14 protein-coding genes and 1 tRNA gene are annotated in these 16,821 nt (G+C 62.8%); 5 read left to right on the forward strand and 10 right to left on the reverse strand.

Translation table 11 applies throughout. The annotated features are described in order from the left end of the window. Window positions 1–370 precede the first annotated feature (370 nt). Together LB516_RS19490 and LB516_RS19495 are read right to left on the reverse strand one after the other, a co-directional pair. Complete coding sequence (locus LB516_RS19490; protein WP_224720215.1) at window positions 371–4,921, reverse strand: PAS domain-containing protein; 4,551 nt, start codon at window positions 4,919–4,921, stop codon at window positions 371–373. Window positions 4,922–5,528: 607 nt separating this feature from the next. Then, window positions 5,529–5,765 (reverse strand): hypothetical protein, encoded by a 237-nt coding sequence (locus tag LB516_RS19495; RefSeq protein WP_140712703.1) that lies wholly within the window; start codon window positions 5,763–5,765, stop codon window positions 5,529–5,531. Window positions 5,766–6,038: 273 nt separating this feature from the next. Between LB516_RS19495 and LB516_RS19500 the strand changes: the two genes are divergently transcribed. Further along, entirely contained in the window at window positions 6,039–6,254 is a 216-nt protein-coding gene (locus LB516_RS19500; protein WP_140720378.1) for a hypothetical protein, read from the forward strand. 101 nt (window positions 6,255–6,355) lie between these two features. On the opposite strand, the gene LB516_RS19505 is transcribed toward LB516_RS19500, so the two are convergent. The 4 genes from LB516_RS19505 to LB516_RS19520 all read right to left on the reverse strand — a co-directional run bounded on the left by LB516_RS19505 (window position 6,356) and on the right by LB516_RS19520 (window position 8,510). Continuing rightward, a complete protein-coding gene (locus LB516_RS19505) occupies window positions 6,356–6,721 on the reverse strand; it encodes a hypothetical protein (RefSeq protein WP_224526611.1) in 366 nt (121 codons plus the stop codon). A 797-nt stretch (window positions 6,722–7,518) separates the two neighbouring features. Then, window positions 7,519–7,593: transfer RNA gene (locus tag LB516_RS19510), tRNA-Glu, on the reverse strand. A gap of 89 nt (window positions 7,594–7,682) precedes the next feature. Next, window positions 7,683–8,090: a VOC family protein gene (locus LB516_RS19515; RefSeq protein ID WP_224526614.1), complete on the reverse strand. Its 408-nt coding sequence runs from the start codon at window positions 8,088–8,090 to the stop codon at window positions 7,683–7,685. 36 nt (window positions 8,091–8,126) lie between these two features. Continuing rightward, window positions 8,127–8,510, reverse strand: coding sequence for a fimbrial protein (locus LB516_RS19520; protein WP_224526617.1), 384 nt, complete (start codon window positions 8,508–8,510; stop codon window positions 8,127–8,129). 26 nt (window positions 8,511–8,536) lie between these two features. Between LB516_RS19520 and LB516_RS19525 the strand changes: the two genes are divergently transcribed. Beyond that, window positions 8,537–9,592, forward strand: a complete 1,056-nt coding sequence (locus LB516_RS19525; protein WP_224526620.1) for an RluA family pseudouridine synthase — start codon at window positions 8,537–8,539, stop codon at window positions 9,590–9,592. Between the two features lie 189 nt (window positions 9,593–9,781). After that, complete coding sequence (rpoH, locus tag LB516_RS19530; RefSeq protein ID WP_015315375.1) at window positions 9,782–10,693, forward strand: RNA polymerase sigma factor RpoH; 912 nt, start codon at window positions 9,782–9,784, stop codon at window positions 10,691–10,693. A gap of 85 nt (window positions 10,694–10,778) precedes the next feature. On the opposite strand, the gene LB516_RS19535 is transcribed toward rpoH, so the two are convergent. The 4 genes from LB516_RS19535 to LB516_RS19550 form a co-directional block, all read right to left on the reverse strand. Beyond that, a complete protein-coding gene (locus LB516_RS19535) occupies window positions 10,779–11,651 on the reverse strand; it encodes an MBL fold metallo-hydrolase (RefSeq protein WP_140616705.1) in 873 nt (290 codons plus the stop codon). A gap of 145 nt (window positions 11,652–11,796) precedes the next feature. Then, window positions 11,797–12,456 carry a peroxiredoxin gene (locus tag LB516_RS19540; protein WP_015315373.1) on the reverse strand — a complete coding sequence of 220 codons (660 nt, stop codon included), beginning with the start codon at window positions 12,454–12,456 and terminating at the stop codon, window positions 11,797–11,799. A gap of 208 nt (window positions 12,457–12,664) precedes the next feature. Next, the gene (locus LB516_RS19545; protein WP_015315372.1) at window positions 12,665–13,030 is read right to left on the reverse strand and encodes a cell division protein ZapA; all 366 of its coding nucleotides are present in this window, start codon (window positions 13,028–13,030) and stop codon (window positions 12,665–12,667) included. Window positions 13,031–13,041: 11 nt separating this feature from the next. Further along, the gene (locus LB516_RS19550; protein WP_015315371.1) at window positions 13,042–13,314 is read right to left on the reverse strand and encodes a DUF4164 domain-containing protein; all 273 of its coding nucleotides are present in this window, start codon (window positions 13,312–13,314) and stop codon (window positions 13,042–13,044) included. A gap of 261 nt (window positions 13,315–13,575) precedes the next feature. On the opposite strand from LB516_RS19550, the gene tkt reads away from it, so the two are divergent. Beyond that, a complete protein-coding gene (gene tkt / locus LB516_RS19555; RefSeq protein ID WP_224720216.1) occupies window positions 13,576–15,567 on the forward strand; it encodes a transketolase in 1,992 nt (663 codons plus the stop codon). A 213-nt stretch (window positions 15,568–15,780) separates the two neighbouring features. Further along, window positions 15,781–16,791: a type I glyceraldehyde-3-phosphate dehydrogenase gene (gene gap / locus LB516_RS19560; RefSeq protein ID WP_015315369.1), complete on the forward strand. Its 1,011-nt coding sequence runs from the start codon at window positions 15,781–15,783 to the stop codon at window positions 16,789–16,791. The last annotated feature ends 30 nt before the right edge of the window (window positions 16,792–16,821 follow it).

Raw genomic sequence — 16,821 nt, forward strand, 5'->3', positions numbered from 1 at the left:
CGCGGTCCGAGTTTGCCGCCGGAATCAGGGGCTTGAGCCGTTCGACGGCTGGAATCACCCCGGACTCGACCAGGCTTTTCCCAAATGAAGAAAATCCGGACGGGAGCGCGTTGCTCGCAGCCAGAGCGTGTCATGGCCGGGCCATCGCCAAAAACAGGTCCGTTGGGGTAGAGTGACACTGTTTCTTGCAGGCGGTCGCTGCTCCCGCCCGTAACTGAGAAGAGCGGAATTCGATTTCGCTATTGTTCCGGCTGGACACGGCCTTTGATATGGCGCGATCGCACCATAGTCATTGCACGCAGCGGTAGCAGCGAATCTCCGCTGATTCCTTGTTGCCTCCCCGGATCCTGCAATTCAGGCGACGCGGGCTCTATCCCGCGTTGCGGTGGACCTGACGGCCGGCGCCGACCCAGCGCTCGACCTTCTCGAGCAGGGCCCTGGGGCTGATCGGCTTGGGCAGATAGTCGTCCATGCCTGCCTCCAGGCAGCGCTCGCGGTCGCCCTTGAGCGCATGCGCGGTGACGCCGACGATCGGCACATGCGTGCCGGTCTCCTGCTCCAGCAGGCGGATCGCGGCCGTCGCTTCGAGACCGCTCATCTCCGGCATCGAGACGTCCATCAGGATCATGCACGGATTGAGCGTGCCGAAGGCGTCGAGCGCCTTGCGGCCATTGCCGACGATCTCGAAACCATAGCCGGTCTCGCCGAGGATTTGCGTGAACACCATCTGGTTCACCTCATTGTCCTCGGCTACCAGGATATCCAGCCTGTGCCCGCCGGCCGTCGCAGGCAGCCTGGGGCGAACCTGTGGCGGCTGCAATTGTGCGCGCTGCTCGGATGGTGCCAGGGGCGGCGGCCGGGACGCCTCGGGCGCCTCGCCCGCGAGCGGTTGAACGGCGTGGCCGCTGGTGGCGTGGCGATGGCGCTGGATGGTCGCGACCAGCGTTTCCAGGAGCACCGAGGAGCGCGCCGGCTTGATCAGCTGGGCGTCGATGCCAAGATCGCGGTAGCTGGTGTTGGCAAGCGACTGGTCGACCGATGTCAGCATGATGATCGGCGTGTCCGCGAGGCCCTCGGTGTTGCGCACGATACGCGCCATTTCGGCGCCGCTCATTTCAGGCATCTGGTAGTCGAGCACGACGCAGTCGACCGCCACGCCATAAGCTGCCGCGGCGATCAGCACCTTGAGACCTTCGGCGCCGCTTTCGGCCGCGCAGGAATCGAACGTCCACGAGGTCATCTGCTCGGTCAGGATGGCGCGGTTGACGGCGTTGTCGTCGACGATCAGCACGCGTGCGCCCGTCACGTCCACCGGCGTGATGCGCTGCCCGCTCTGCTGCCCGGCCCCTGGCAACGTTACGGTGAACCAGAAGGTTGACCCCTTGCCTTCGGCGCTCTCGACGCCAATGTCGCCGCCCATCAGGTCGACCAACCGCGAGGTGATGGCAAGGCCAAGCCCGGTGCCCTCGTGGCGCCTTGTCGAGGACGTATCGACCTGGCTGAATTTCTCGAACACCAGTTTCAGTTTTTCCTCGGGGATGCCTATGCCGGTATCGGTGACCGAGATCGTCAGCCTGGTTCCCGTTGGAACCCGTTCGCCGGTCACGTCGACCAGCACGTGGCCTTCATCGGTGAACTTCACCGCATTGCCGAGCAGGTTGGTGACGATTTGCCGGATGCGGCCGACATCCCCGATGAACAGGCTTTCGAGCCGCGGCTCGATGCGCACGATGAGCTCGAGATCCTTTTCCTTGGCCCGTGTCGACACCAACGTCGCCACGTCCTCGATCGCCTCGGCGAGATTGAAGGGCGCCGGGTCGAGCACCAGCTGGCCGGCATCGATCTTGGAGAAATCCAGGATGTCGTTGATGATGGTCAACAGCGCGTTGCCCGATTTGACGATGATGTCGGTGAATGTCTTCTGCTTCGGATCGAGATTGGATTTGGCCAGGAGTTCAGCCATGCCCAGCACGCCGTTCATCGGCGTGCGGATCTCGTGGCTCATATTGGCGAGGAACTCCGACTTGGCGCGGTCGGCGAGCACGGCGCGCCGGCGCGCCTCGCTGAGCTCTGCCTCGCGCTGCTTGAGTTCCGTAATATCTGTGGTCGAACCGATCAGGTAGAGCGAACCGTCAGAGGCGATCATTGCGCCCTTGCGGGCGAACTGATGCCTGACGCTGCCGTCTGGAAGGCGCACCGTCTCCTCGATCTCCTGGGTCTCGCCGGTACGCAGCACGGCGAGATCGCTGGCCACGAAGGCCTCGCCATCCGGCCCGAAGATCTCGACGTCGGTCTTGCCGATCGCCTCCTGCTTGCTGAAGCCGGTGAGATCGCACCAGCCCTTGTTGACATAGAATTGCCTGAGATCGGAGCGCTTGGCGTAGATCGACACCGGTACGTTGTCGATCAGGCTGCGGAACACCTCGTTCTCGCGCATGCTCTCTTCCAGAGCTTGCTCGCGCGCCTTGACATCGGTGATGTCGGTGCTGGAGCCGACCAGATGCACCGATCCGTCCGTGGCGACCAGGCGGCTCTTGCGCGTCATCAACTGCCGCACCGTTCCGTCACGATGAGTGACGGGCTCCTCGACCTCGCGCACATTGCCATTCGTCACGACATCGGTATCGTCCTGGCTGAAGCCCTCTGCTTCCTCGCCGCTGAACAGCTGACGGTCGGTCCGGCCGATGACGTCGTCCTTGGCGAGACCGGTCAGCGCGCACCAGGCCTTGTTGACGAATTCGATGCTCAGGTCCTGCGCCTTGATGAAGGCGGCTACCGGCAACTCGTCCATGACATGGCGGAAGAGATCGATCTGGCGCATCGAGTCATGAAGCGCCGCCTCGCGGCTCTTGAGGTCGGTGATGTCGACGCGCACCCCGATGAACGTGCCGTCGCCTGTGCGCATGTCGTAGACCTGGTACCAGCGGCCATCGGCATTGAGGCGCTCATAGGAGGAATTCGGCAGACGGTAACGCGCCAGGATGCCGTCAAGCCAGCGTTCGGAATCGCCTTCGTACAGGCTGTCGATCCCAGGATCGCCGCTCGAACGGAAATAACCCACCGAATGGCCGAACTCCAGCGCTTCGCGGAAGGTGCGGCCGGGCTGCCAGAAAGGCTTCAGCGCCGGCAATGTATCCTGCAGCCTGTGGTTGGCGAAGACGAACTTGTCGTCGCGGTCGTAGATGATGACCCCCGCCGGCAGCGATTCCAGCACGCTGGCGAGATGCTTGCGCGCATCTTCGGCTTCGGTCTCGCGCCGCTTCATGTCGGAGATGTCGAACAGAAAGCCGGCGACATAGTCGCGGCCGCTTGCCATGCGGACGCGGTTCTTCCTGACAATACGCGAACGGCTGGCGCCGCCGGCTTCGAAGCTTTCTTCCACTTCGTATTGCTGTCCGCCGGCCAGCACCTCGCGTTCGCTGCTTTCGAACAGCGCGACCTCGTCCGGCCCGAGGAAATCGCTTCCCGGCCTGCCAAGCATGGCTTGCGGCGCCTGCTTGAACAGCGCCGCGAAGGCCTCGTTGACGAAGACGAAGCGCAGATTGTCGTCCTTGACGAAGATCGGATCCTTGACCCCGTTGATTACTGCTTCCGCCAGCCGCGCCTTTTCCAGCGCTTCGGCAAGTTCGGCCTCGCGATCCTTCATGTCGGTGACATCGACATAGGAAATGAACCGCTTGCCGCCGGCCAGCGGCGCCATCGACGAGATCAGCGTCCTGCCGTCATTGCGCGGGAACTGCCTCGCTCCAGCTGTGCCGGCTCTGATTTCAGCCTCGCGTTCGGCGACATGCCGGTGCCATGTCGCGTCGTCCGAACCATACGGGTCGATGTCGCGGCTGGCTTCCATCAGATCGCGGAAGCTGCAGCCGGTCTCGGCGCGCCGGGCGTCGATCTGCCAGAAATCGTAAAAGGCGCGGTTGATGACCTCGGCACGCATGTCGGCATCGAGGACAAGAACACCGATCGGCATCTGATCGACCATGGTGCGGAGATTGGCGAAAGTCTCGGCTATCTTGGCGTTGGCATTCTCGATCTCGGCGTCCCGCCGCTTGACCTCGGTGACCTCATAGTAGGTCAGCAGGCGTTTGCCTCCCGACAGAGCCGTGACGGAGAACATCATGGTGCGCCCGTCGGTGTGGGCAAACTCCCGAGGTGCGACGGTGCCGGCCTTGATCTCTTCGATGCGCGTGGCGAGGTAGCGCTGCCATTGCTCTTCGTCGATGTCGCCATAGATGCCGTTGCGGCGATTGAGTTCCATCAGCAGGCTGAACGGCGCGCCTACCGTCACGGCCCCGTCCGGAATCCTGGAGAGATCGCGATAGGCCTTGTTGACGATGAGCGTATCGAGCCTGGCGTCCAGAAGCACGACGCCCATATGCATGGCATCCATCGTCCGCTCGAGATCGGCGAGATGCTGGACGGCATCGCCGCCAGCCGCCGGCTGCATGGCCTCGAAGGCGCTGGCCAGCGCGGTGACGTTGCGGCCCAGGCCGCGATAGCCGACGAATTTTCCCTCGCTGTCGAAACGCGGGAAGCCTGACGTCAGCACCCAGCGGCAGTCGGGGCGGCCCCCCTTCAGTTCGTAGACGAAGTCGCGGAACGGCCGGTGCGCCTGCAAATCCTCCAGATGCGCCGCCGCACCGCGGTTGCCCTTCAGGACCTGGTTGAGAAAATCGAAGCGGAACCGGCCAAGCACCATTGCCGGATCGATACCGGTTGCCGCCTGGTAATCTTGGGAAAGCCAGGAAAAGCGCAGCTCCGCGTCGGTTTCCCAAATCCAGTCCGAGCCCGCTTCGACGAGTTGGCGCAGCGCGGCGGCGCAATCCATGTCGACGCCGGATGGCCCATCGCCGCCATGCGCGGCTGCCTTGCCGGGCTTGCGCTTGCCGCGCACGCCGATTGCTTCGTCCGATTCCGCCATGCTGTCCCCACCCCGAAAATCAAGGCCGAACCCTCCCTCCGCGGTCCGTCGGCGGAATGTGCCGCAGAAGCATTAACGATCCGCTAACCTTAACGGCGCAACCGGCCTGTTCCTGCTGCGTTATTCCGTCCGGTTGTGGCGCGGAGCAAGGCCGCGCTATAAGCATGCACAGGGGTGTTGCTAATGTACGGACGGATAGGGCCTTTCTTGCTGGGCGTGGCGCTGCTTTTCGGCGGCTGCTCTCGCAGCTATGACGGCACGGTGGTTATTCCGCGGCCGCTCGACGCCAGGCGGATCTGGGACCGGCCGCCGCCCAATGTCGACTACCAGCCGCAGGTCGACAACAGCGCCTTTCCGGGTCCACCCCAGCCTCCTGGGCGGTTTTACGAGCGCAGGGTCGTTAAGCCTGCGCCTCACAGACGGTCTCAAACCAGGGCGACAACGTCCTCTCCTCCGTCATCGGGCCCCGAAAAACAATTGGCATGCAGGAACGTAAGCGCTCCCGGCCAAAGAGTTCGCATGGTTTGCGACTAATGCATAAAAACAAAGACCTAAAGCGCGGCGCCTGAATCCGCTTCGACGCGGCGTGCTTTGGAACGGTTCGGCTCTATAGCGTTGCCGCGCCCTTCCTCGGTTCCTTGGCGCCGAGCTTGTCGAGAGCAAGCCGAACCTGGCGCAGATCGTCCTGCCAGCCGTCATCGTCGCCCATCGGGCTCTCCGACGCCGCCCGCTGCAGCCCGCGCGCCTCGGATTCGATCTTGCGCAATTCGCCGATCTTCTGGTCGGTAGTCAGGGAGCCGTCTTCGACGATCTCCAGTACCCGCATTTCCCTGAACGTGGCCATGGCGCTCCTCCCTGCCTGATATCGACCACAACGCCGGGAAGCGGGCCCCTGTTCCGAAGACGGCCGTTCCCGCGAGAACACTCGTGGGTCATTCAGCCGGGAAAAAGGCGGGGCCGAGCACACGCACCGTCCGCTGGCCGGCCTCGATCGACTGGAGCTGGGCGGCCGTCGGCGGGCCGATGCGTCGAGCCTGCGATCAATCAGGCGTTACCGGTGTCCGGCACTGAAACCTTTGCCCGTACTGCTGCGTTGAGGCGCAAAGGAGAACGCGCGATGTCGATGCATTTCACCGTATCGGAGCTGACAAGAAACCTTTTTCACTCCCTCGGGCTGGATCACGGGCGTGCCCCACGGCCGCTCAACCCCGAGCAAAACCTGTTACTGGAGTGCTATCTGGCCGGGCAGATTCCGGAATCGGCCTGGAGCGACTACGTCTTCGAGACCCCGGATCTGGCACGGCATGCCGAAGCACGGCGCCTGAGCCATTGATCCGCGGCGATCGGGGGAAACGACACCCGACCCGGTTCTCCGGTTCGACGAACACCCGTGCCGATGCCCGGTCCATGGCAGGCGTTCTTTGGGCGTTACCGCTATTGCTTGGGCGAAACGAATTGCTGCGTGAACACGTTGCCGGCAATCCCTTGCGACAGCTCCGGCGATAAACTCAGCGGCGTGCAATTCTTCACCGCCGCTATTGCCGCATCGATGAACGCCTTACGTGCCTTGTCGTCGCCAGCCACCTTGGCGGCGGTTGGTCGCGGCGGCCCTATCAGAGTGCCGTCGCGCTTGAAACTGAAACTCAGGGTTACAGTCGAATCTCCGGCACCGGCAGGCGGTGTCCAGCAGGACTGGATCGCGGTCCCGACATCGTCCATGGTGTTGAGCGTTGCGGCAGATGCGCATCCGACACCTGCCGACATCACACCCGCAATCACCAGTTTTGCAACACGTTTCATCGCAAGCCCTCATCGTCACGACAGTCCGAACAACCCGCCGGACTGCTGGGATCGATGGTAGAGCCGACATGGGCAATGACAATATCCCTTGCCAAAAAGTTGTTCGAAGAAAGCCGACTGCGAAGCCGCCCTGGCGCCTGGCCGATGCGAGCCATGTAGCCCGAAAAAGCAAAAAGGCCGGCACAGAGCCGACCTTTCCTTTCCGCCTCGACAACTGCGCCAGTACATCCGTGGCCGCAGGCCGAAAGCGAATTGTCCCCAGTAGACAGGCTATTGGTAAACCAAACCTTAACCTGCCTGCCGTCCCCACCCGCAAGGCTAGGAATAGATGGCCGCGACGTCCATGATTGTCGCGATAGGACGGCCTACGCGACGGCCCTGAACTCGGTTTCTGGTATCGTTCCAAGCCCGGCACACTGCGCGCATATCATGGTCTTTCCCGGGCAACCGCTTTGATGTGTCCCGTGCGGGCAGCAATACCCTTTTGAGGCACGCCATCTCGAGCAGTCGAAAACCTTTCCACCGCCATGGCAGTGCGTGCATGTCGTCCCAACAGAGGCCATTCCAAACTCTACCCGACCAAAACCCGCGTTGCCGCGAAAGCTATCCCCGCACCGCAAGTATCAGAGATCGCAGTGCCTTCAAGCGTCGCGGCTTGACTTAAATTGGGTGGATTCGGGGTATGGGAAGCCCCGGGCTCTCGCAGGCTTTGCGCGCTCTTTCGAGGCATGCGGAGCCCATGCGGGACGGGTCCGAAACTGCAGGATTGCCTGTAGGTCAACGACAGGAACGTTGCCTGGTACGCCCAAGGGGAATCGAACCCCTGTTCCCGCCGTGAGAGGGCGGTGTCCTGACCGCTAGACGATGGGCGCGCTCAAGAAGGGGCCATATAGGCTGACGGCCGGGAAAAAGCAACTGGGGTTCGGCGGCTTTGCCGCATCGAATGAAAAGCCGCCCCGCGTTACCGTTTCGGCTGGATCAGGTCCCACAGATTGCCATGCAGATCGGCGAAAACCGCCACCGTGCCATAGGCTTCGTGACGCGGCGCCTCGCGGAATTCGACGCCCTTGTCCAGCATCGCTGCATGGTCGCCGGCAAAATCGTCGGTTTCGAGGAAGAGAAAAACCCGGCCGCCGGTCTGGTTGCCGATGCTTTTCCTCTGCGTCTCGTCGGACGCCTCGGCCAGCAGCAGCCTGGCGCCCTGCCCGTCGGGCGGCGCGACCGTGACCCACCGCTTGCCGCCGCCGAGATCGACATCCTCCGTCAGCGTAAAACCCAGCCGCTCGACATACCAGGCGATCGCCTCGTCATAGCTGGCGACGACCAGCGCCACTGTCGCGACACGACGATGTTCGGCGAAGCCGGTCATGTCCGTGGCAAATGTGTTTGCCGCATTGGCGCCGGCCTATTTGTTGCGGATCGCAAAACGGCCGATCAGGCGGCGCTCGGCGATATCGTAGACGAAGATCGCACGGCTGCCGTCGGCAAGCTCGGCGTCGATCGAAAGGCGGTTGCCCGACAGTGACTGACCGGCCACCCTGGCGCCAACCGGCAGCACGATGTCTCCGCTGAGCGGTTCGCCAGCGGGCACCTGGACGTCGCCGGCCAGCGGCGGGCTCACCGGCGTTGCCTTGCGTGATTTGTAGACAATCGCCGCGATCACCACCATAAGAGCCAGAAAGAGCAGGCCGAGATTGATGGCCATGAAGCGGATGAGCTTGCCGCGCAGCTTGTCGACTTCGGGGGCGAGCGGCTTTTCCTGCTCTTCATCGGCATCGGGCCGGGCCATGGCAAACATTCCGGAATGGTTTTTCGATGAGCGCTCATAGCGAAGAGGCCTCCGAATTGATAGAGGACCTGTTGATAGAGGCCGCGCCCACCTTGCTGGTCGCCGGCGCGGATGCGGCCGGCCAACGGCTCGATCAGTGGCTGGCGGCAGCCCTTGGCCCGGACATGTCACGCAGTCGCGTGCAGATGCTGATCAGGCAAGGCGCCGTCGTCATCGACGGCAAGCCGGTCGACGAAACCAAGCGCAAGATGCGCGCGGGCGAAAATGTGTCCGTAGCCATGCCGGAACCGGAGCCGGCGCAGCCGCAGGGCGAGAACATTGCGCTCGACGTGCTCTACGAAGACGACGAGTTGATCGTCATCAACAAGCCGGCGGGGCTCGTCGTGCACCCCGGCGCCGGCAATTGGACCGGCACGCTGGTCAATGCGCTGATTCATCATTGCGGCGACAGCCTGTCTGGCATTGGCGGGGTGCGCCGCCCGGGCATCGTCCACCGCCTCGACAAGGAGACCAGCGGCGTCATGGTGGTCGCCAAGACCGACCGTGCCCACAAGGCTCTGTCGGAGGCGTTCGCCGACCACGGCCTGACCGGCGATCTCGAGCGCGCCTACCTGGCGCTGGTCTGGGGCATACCGCAGAGGCCGACCGGAACGATCGATGCACCGCTTGGCCGCGCCTCCGACCGGGTTCGCCGCGCCGTGGTGCCGGAAGGCCGCGACGACGCACGCCACGCGGTCACCCGTTTTGCCGTGCAGGAGCGTTTCGGCGAGGGCCAGCGGGAATTCGCTGCCGCTAGCCTCGTCGAATGCCGGCTGGAAACCGGTCGCACCCACCAGATCCGCGTCCACATGGCCCATATCGGCCATCCCGTGATTGGCGACCCGGACTACGGGCTAGCCTTCCGCACCAAGGCCAATCGGCTGCCCGAACCGCTGAAACGCCAGGTCGAGGCATTTTCCCGGCAAGCTTTGCATGCATGGCTCCTTGCATTTCGGCACCCGACTACCCATCTAACGATGAGGTTCGAGGCGCCGTTACCGGGGGACATGGAGGAACTCGTCGGCGGCTTTCGCAAGCTCTGAACCTGCCATCAAAAAACCTGAGTGGCATTGTTCACTTCAGCGTGACACACTGTTTCGTGTTGAACAAATGCCTGTCTTTTCTGGTTTGTTCCTGTATAAGATCTGTTGTCGCGAGCGAGCCTTTTGGTGTTCGCGTCACATGCCTGCCGCGTTTCGGGGGCATCACTCCAATAGAGAGGGGGCGCTATCATGGCCCAGTCATTACCCAGTATCGTTTCCGGTGAAGGCGGCCTCAGCCGCTATCTGGAAGAAATCCGCCGCTTTCCCATGCTTCAGCCGCAGGAAGAGTACATGCTCGCCAAGCGTTACGCCGAGCATGAAGACACCACGGCCGCGCACAAGCTCGTCACCAGCCATTTGAGGCTCGTCGCCAAGATCGCCATGGGCTATCGCGGCTATGGCCTGCCGATCGGCGAAGTGATCTCGGAAGGCAATGTCGGCCTCATGCAGGCCGTCAAGAAATTCGAACCCGAGCGCGGTTTCCGCCTCGCCACCTACGCCATGTGGTGGATCAAGGCCTCGATCCAGGAATACATCCTGCGCTCGTGGAGCCTGGTCAAGATGGGCACGACCGCCAACCAGAAGCGTCTGTTCTTCAATCTCCGCAAGGTGAAGGGCAAGATCCAGGCGCTGGACGATGGCGACCTCAAGCCCGACCAGATCGCCGAGATCGCCACGCGGCTGAACGTTTCCGAGGCCGAAGTGGTGTCGATGAACCGCCGTCTGTCCGGCGACGCGTCACTCAACGCGCCGATCCGGGCGACGGAAGGCGAGTCCGGCGAATGGCAGGACTGGCTAGTCGACGACCACGAAAGCCAGGAAGAGATGCTGATCGAGCAGGACGAGCTGGAAAACCGGCGCGGCATGCTGTCGGGCGCTCTGGCCGTGCTCAACGATCGCGAGCGGCGCATCTTCGAGGCGCGCCGCCTCGCCGAGGAGCCGCTGACGCTCGAGGAACTGTCGGCCGAGTTCGACATCAGCCGCGAGCGCGTGCGGCAGATCGAGGTACGCGCCTTCGAGAAGGTGCAGGATGCGGTCAAGGCCGCCGCCAAGCGCCAGATGCAGGCGCTACGCACCATCGAGGCACAGCCGGCGGCTTAAAGCCGGCTTCGGCCTAGAAATAGCAGGGCGGCGTCAGGAAACTGGCGCCGCCCTTTTTGTACGCCGTAGCCGGGCCACGGTTGCCTCAAAGCGAATCCAGCGGAAATTTGAGGTAGCGCCGACCATTGGCTTCCGGCTCTGGCAGCCGCCCCCCATTGATGTTGACCTGCAGCGCATGCAGGATCAGCCGCGGCATCGGCAATGTGCGATCGCGCGCCTCGCGTAGCGCGACGAACTCGGCCTCTGTACGCGCGGCGACAAGATGGATGTTGGTCGCCTTCTGCGCCGCGACCGTGCTTTCCCACATCGGTTCGCGCCCGCCGGCCTGGTAATCATGGCCGACGAACAGCCGGGTTTCCTCCGGCAAGGCCAGGATGCCCTGGATCGAGCGCCACAACCGCGCGGCGCTTCCACCGGGAAAATCCGTTCTTGCCGTGCCGCTGTCGGGCATGAACAGGGTGTCGTGGATGAAGCCGGCGTCACCGATCACATAGGTGATCGATGCCAATGTATGTCCAGGCGAGAACAGCACCTTGACCGGAAGGGTTCCGATCCGGAAGGTCTCGCCCTCGGCGAACAGCCTGTCCCATTGTGAGCCGTCAGCCGGAAGGTCCGGCCAGTTATAGATCACCTTCCACAGTGCCTGGACGTCGACGACCCTGTCGCCGATGGCCATCGGCGCGCCGGTCCTCTGTTTCAGGTAATGCGCCGCCGAGAAATGGTCGGCGTGGGGATGGGTATCGAGGATCCACTCGAGCTCCAGCCCGTTTTCCCCAATGAAATCGAGCAAGCTATCCGCGCTCATCGTACTCGTCGCGCCGGATTTTTCATCGAAGTCGAGGATTGGATCGATAATGGCGCATCGCTTCGTCGCCAGGTCAGCGACGACATACTGGATGGCCCCGGTCGGCTTGTCATAAAAGCCGCTGACCAGCGGCTTCGCCAAAGTTATCTGCACGTCCGGCTTCCCCAGACCTAGCCGGCAGGAACGATTTTCTCCGCCGGAACCCACCGTGAGCATGGTTGTCCGCCCTGACGAACCAGTCAAGCATGACTTGGTTCGCAGGAGCGGAAAACGCCGGAAACCATTCCGGCGTGCTGGCTCAGGCGGAGGGCTGCTTGGTCTTCCTGAGATAGGGCAGGATGGTCTCGTAGGCGCCGAAGCGCTTGATCGCATCCTCGTTGGAAACGGCGGCGGTGATGATGACGTCCTCACCCTGTTTCCAGTTCGCCGGCGTCGCCACTTGATGCTTGGCGGTGAGTTGCATGGAATCGACCGCCCGCAGGATCTCGTCGAAGTTGCGCCCCGTGGTCATCGGATAGGTCAGCACAAGCTTGATCTTCTTGTCCGGCCCGATGACGTAGACCGAGCGCACGGTGGCGTTGTCGGCGGGTGTGCGGCCTTCCGAAGTTTCGCCGGCACCGCCTGGCAGCATGTCATAAAGCTTGGCGACCTTGAGGTCCTTGTCGCCGATCAGCGGGTAATGCACCGAATGGCCGGTCGCCGTCTTGATGTCGTCCTGCCATTTGCCATGGCTTTCGACCGGGTCGACCGAAATGCCGATGATCTTGACGTTGCGCTTCTTGAACTCGCCCTCGAGCCCGGCCATCGTGCCAAGCTCGGTCGTGCAGACCGGCGTGAAATTCTTCGGATGGCTGAACAGGATCGCCCAGCCGTCGCCGATCCAGTCATGGAATTTGATGGCTCCCTGCGTGGTCTCGGCGGTGAAGTCCGGCGCGATATCGTTGATACGAAGACTCATGACCTATCCCTACCCCTTGTGAATGTGGCCGGATCTTCGCCGCCCGGCGCCCGGCACCTGATCGTAGCACCGCAGCGCGACTGATTAAACGCTGGAGATGACGGCCATTCACTCGATGGGCAAAAATTTTTCCCCACACGCGGGATCAGGCCAAAAATACGTCGTGGTATCGGGCATGAGACAAGCGGCAGGGATCAGCGAAGACGCCTCAGGCCTTGTTGATTGCCAGCGTCGCCGACAAATCTTCCATACGCTGCGCCAGGGCGCCGAGCGCGCTGGTCAGCACGCTGTCGCTCTTGTCGGCCTTGGTCAGCGCCTCGTCGCGCGTCTTGCGCAAGGTCAGCACTTCGCTTTCCATGCCCTTGACGCGCTTCTGCAGCTCGGAAAGCTCGTCCATCACCATGATGCCGGCCATGACGGTCAGCCGCTGGTCGCCGATCTCGCCGAAGGAATCCTTCAGGTGCGAGACATAGCGGTCGAAACGCTCGGCGAGATCAATCAGATGCTCTTCCTGGCCCTCGTCGCAGGCCATGCGGTACTGCTTGCCGTCGATTGAAACCGTGACCTGTGCCATCGGGCCAGCTCCTATCTGTCCAACACGGCGCGGATGGTTTCCATCGCGGTCACCAGCCGTCGCGACACTTCCTTGTTGGCGTCTTCCAGCCGTTCGGCGCGCGCTTCGGAATTGTCGAGTTCCTGCGCCAATCGCGAGCGGTCGGCATTCATCCGCTGTACTTCGGCCTCGGCTTCCGAATAGTCGCGTTCATGCTCGAGCTTGGCCGCGACGGCGTTTTCCAGCCCTTCGATGGCCTTGCTCAGCCTGGCGATCACTTCCTTGAGCGTGGTTTCCCCGGTCATGGCTTCGTCCTGTGCCCTGCCCATCACCGAATCGTTCGCGTTCAGAACGCGTTATCCCGGAAACATTAGGCACCGGGTGAAGGCAACGTCAATAAAGCTCTCGCGACTGTCCCCCGCTAACGCTAAAGTAGGTCCACCGCCGACATCACAAGACCGGCAAATCTGCACCCGATTTGTTGACTAAAAGCCCGCGCCTGCTATGTGTCGCGCACCCTTTTCAAGGGCTCTCCCAAGCCCCCAAACCCCCACCCTGGAGGTACCATGACGTCGCGTGAACAACATGACCGGATGGCCAATGCGATCCGTTTTCTCTCCATGGATGCCGTCGAGAAGGCGAATTCCGGCCATCCCGGCCTGCCCATGGGCTGCGCCGACATTGCCACAGTGCTGTTCACCCGCTTCCTGAAATACGATCCCAAGGCCCCGCATTGGGCCGACCGTGACCGCTTCATCCTGTCGGCGGGCCATGGTTCGATGCTGCTCTATTCGTTGCTGCACCTGACCGGCTACGAAGACATGACCATCGACCAGATCAAGCACTTCCGCCAGTTGGGCTCGAAAACCGCCGGCCACCCCGAATATGGCCACGCCACCGGCATCGAGACCACGACCGGCCCGCTGGGCCAGGGCCTCGCCAATTCGGTCGGCTTCGCGCTCGGCGAGCGCATCATGAACGCCGCGTTCGGCAACGACCTTGTCGACCACTACACCTATGTGCTGGCCGGCGACGGCTGCCTGATGGAAGGTGTTTCCCAGGAAGCCATCGCCCTTGCCGGTCACCTCAAGCTCAACAAGCTGATTGTCTTCTGGGACAACAACAACATCTCGATCGACGGTCCGGTGTCGCTCGCCGACAACACCGACCAGGTCGCGCGCTTCCAGGCCTCCGGCTGGAACGCCAGCCACATCGACGGCACCGATCCGGAAGCGATCGCCTATGCCATCGAGGCCGCCCGCCATTCCGACAAGCCGACGATGATCGCCTGCAAGACGACCATCGGCTTCGGTGCTCCGACCAAGGCCGGCACCAACAAGGCGCACGGCTCGCCGCTCGGCCCAGACGAGATCGCTGGCGCGCGCAAGTTCTTCAACTGGGACTCGCCGCCCTTCGAGATCCCGGCTGACATTCTCGATGCCTGGCGCACCGCCGGCAAGGCCGGCGTCAAGGCGCGCACGGATTGGGAAGGCCGTCTGGCCAAGGCCGATCCGAAGCTGAAGGCCGAGTTCGAGCGCCGCACCAGTGGCAAGCTGCCGGCGAATTTCGACGCCGTCATCGCCGACTACAAGAAGAAGCTTTCAGCCGACAAGCCGAAGGTCGCGACCCGCAAATCGTCGGAAATGGCGCTGGAAGTCATCAATGGCGCGGTGCCGGAAACCATCGGCGGCTCGGCCGACCTGACCGGCTCCAATAACACCAAGACCAGCCAGACCAAGAACATCACGCCGGACGATTACGGCCAGCGCTATGTCCATTACGGCATCCGCGAACACGGCATGGCTGCCGCGATCAACGGCCTGACGCTGCATGGCGGCCTTATCGCCTATGGCGGCACCTTCCTGTGCTTCTCCGACTACGCCCGCCCCTCGATGCGGCTTGCCTCGCTGATGGGCATCCGCTCGATCTTCGTCATGACCCATGATTCCATCGGTCTGGGCGAAGACGGGCCGACCCACCAGCCGGTCGAGCACATGGCGGCCCTGCGCGCCATTCCCAACCACAATGTGTTCCGTCCGGCCGACGCGGTGGAAACCGCCGAATGCTGGCAGATCGCGCTCGAATCCGAAAAGACGCCGTCGACCCTGGCGCTGACCCGCCAGAACCTGCCGACGGTGCGCACCGCGTTCACAGAAAAGAACCTGAGCAGCCAAGGGGCCTATGAGCTCGCCGCCGCCAGCGGCGAGGCCGCCGTGACGATCTTCGCCACCGGTTCCGAGGTCGAGATCGCGCTTGGCGCACGCGACCTTCTGGAAAAACATGGCCATCCGACCCGTGTCGTCTCGGTGCCTTGCTTCGAACTGTTCGACAAGCAGACCGACGCCTATCGCAAGAAGACGATCGGCGACGCACCGATCAAGATGGCGATCGAGGCCGGCATCCGCCAGGGCTGGGATCATCTCATTGGCTCGGACGGCATCTTCATCGGCATGACCGGCTTCGGTGCGAGCGGTACGATCGAACAGCTTTATCCGCATTTCGGCATCACCGCCGAGGCGGCCGCCAAGGCGGCGGAAGCCCGCCTGCACGGCGGATGAGGCCCCGGCATGTCGCCCAAAAGTGTGTCGCGGTCTTGAGATAACGACATGCACGAAACAAAATACCCGGCGAGATCGCGTGAAAAGCGGTTTTGCCAGGCTGGCCCAACCTAATCGATTTAAATCCAGCCCGCTGCGGCTGGATTCTTTGCCCGTCCGCCGCTATGAAGCTGCGGATCAATCGTCTGCCCTCCAGCTCCCCGGGAGAGAAAAATGACTGTCAGAGTTGCCATCAACGGATTTGGCCGCATCGGCCGCAACATCCTGCGCGCCATCCATGAGTCCGGCCGCAAGGATATCGATGTCGTCGCCGTCAACGATCTCGGTCCGGTCGAGACCAACGCCCACCTGCTGCGCTTTGACAGCGTGCACGGCCGCTTTCCGCATGAAGTGTCGGTCGACGGCGACCAGATCAGCGTCGGCAAGGAGAAGTTCAAGGTCACCGCGATCAAGGATCCGACGCAGCTGCCGTGGAAGGAACTCGGCATCGACATTGCGCTCGAATGCACCGGCATCTTCACCGCCCGCGACAAGGCCGCCGCGCACCTGACCGCCGGCGCCAAGCGCGTGCTGGTCTCGGCGCCCGCCGACGGCGCTGACTTGACCGTCGTCTACGGCATCAACCACGACAAGCTGACCAAGGACCACATCGTCATCTCGAATGCGTCCTGCACCACCAACTGCCTGGCGCCGCTGGCGGCCGTCCTGCATGAGACGGTCGGCATCGAAAAGGGAATGATGACGACGATCCATTCCTACACGGGCGACCAGCCGACGCTGGACACCATGCACAAGGATCTCTACCGCGCCCGCGCCGCCGCCCTGTCGCAGATCCCGACCTCGACCGGTGCCGCCAAGGCGATCGGCCTCGTCCTGCCCGACCTCAAGGGCAAGCTCGACGGCATCTCGATCCGCGTGCCGACGCCGAACGTCTCGGTCGTCGACTTCAAGTTCATCGCCAAGCGCTCGACGACGGTGCAGGAAATCAACGAGGCGGTCATCGCCGCCTCCAACGGCAAGCTGAAGGGCATCCTCGGCGTCACCCATCACCCGAACGTGTCGATCGACTTCAACCACGATCCGCGCTCCTCGATCATGGCGCTCGACCAGACCAAGGTGATGGACGGCAACTTCGTTTCGGTGCTGTCCTGGTACGACAATGAATGGGGCTTTTCCAACCGCATGGGCGACACCGCGGTCGCTTTCGGCAAGACCATCGCCTGATCGAAGATCGATCTTCCCGACACTCGAAAC

Origin of the sequence: Mesorhizobium sp. CO1-1-7 (assembly GCF_020164885.1) — a bacterium.
GTDB classification, from domain to species: Bacteria; Pseudomonadota; Alphaproteobacteria; order Rhizobiales; family Rhizobiaceae; genus Mesorhizobium; species Mesorhizobium australicum.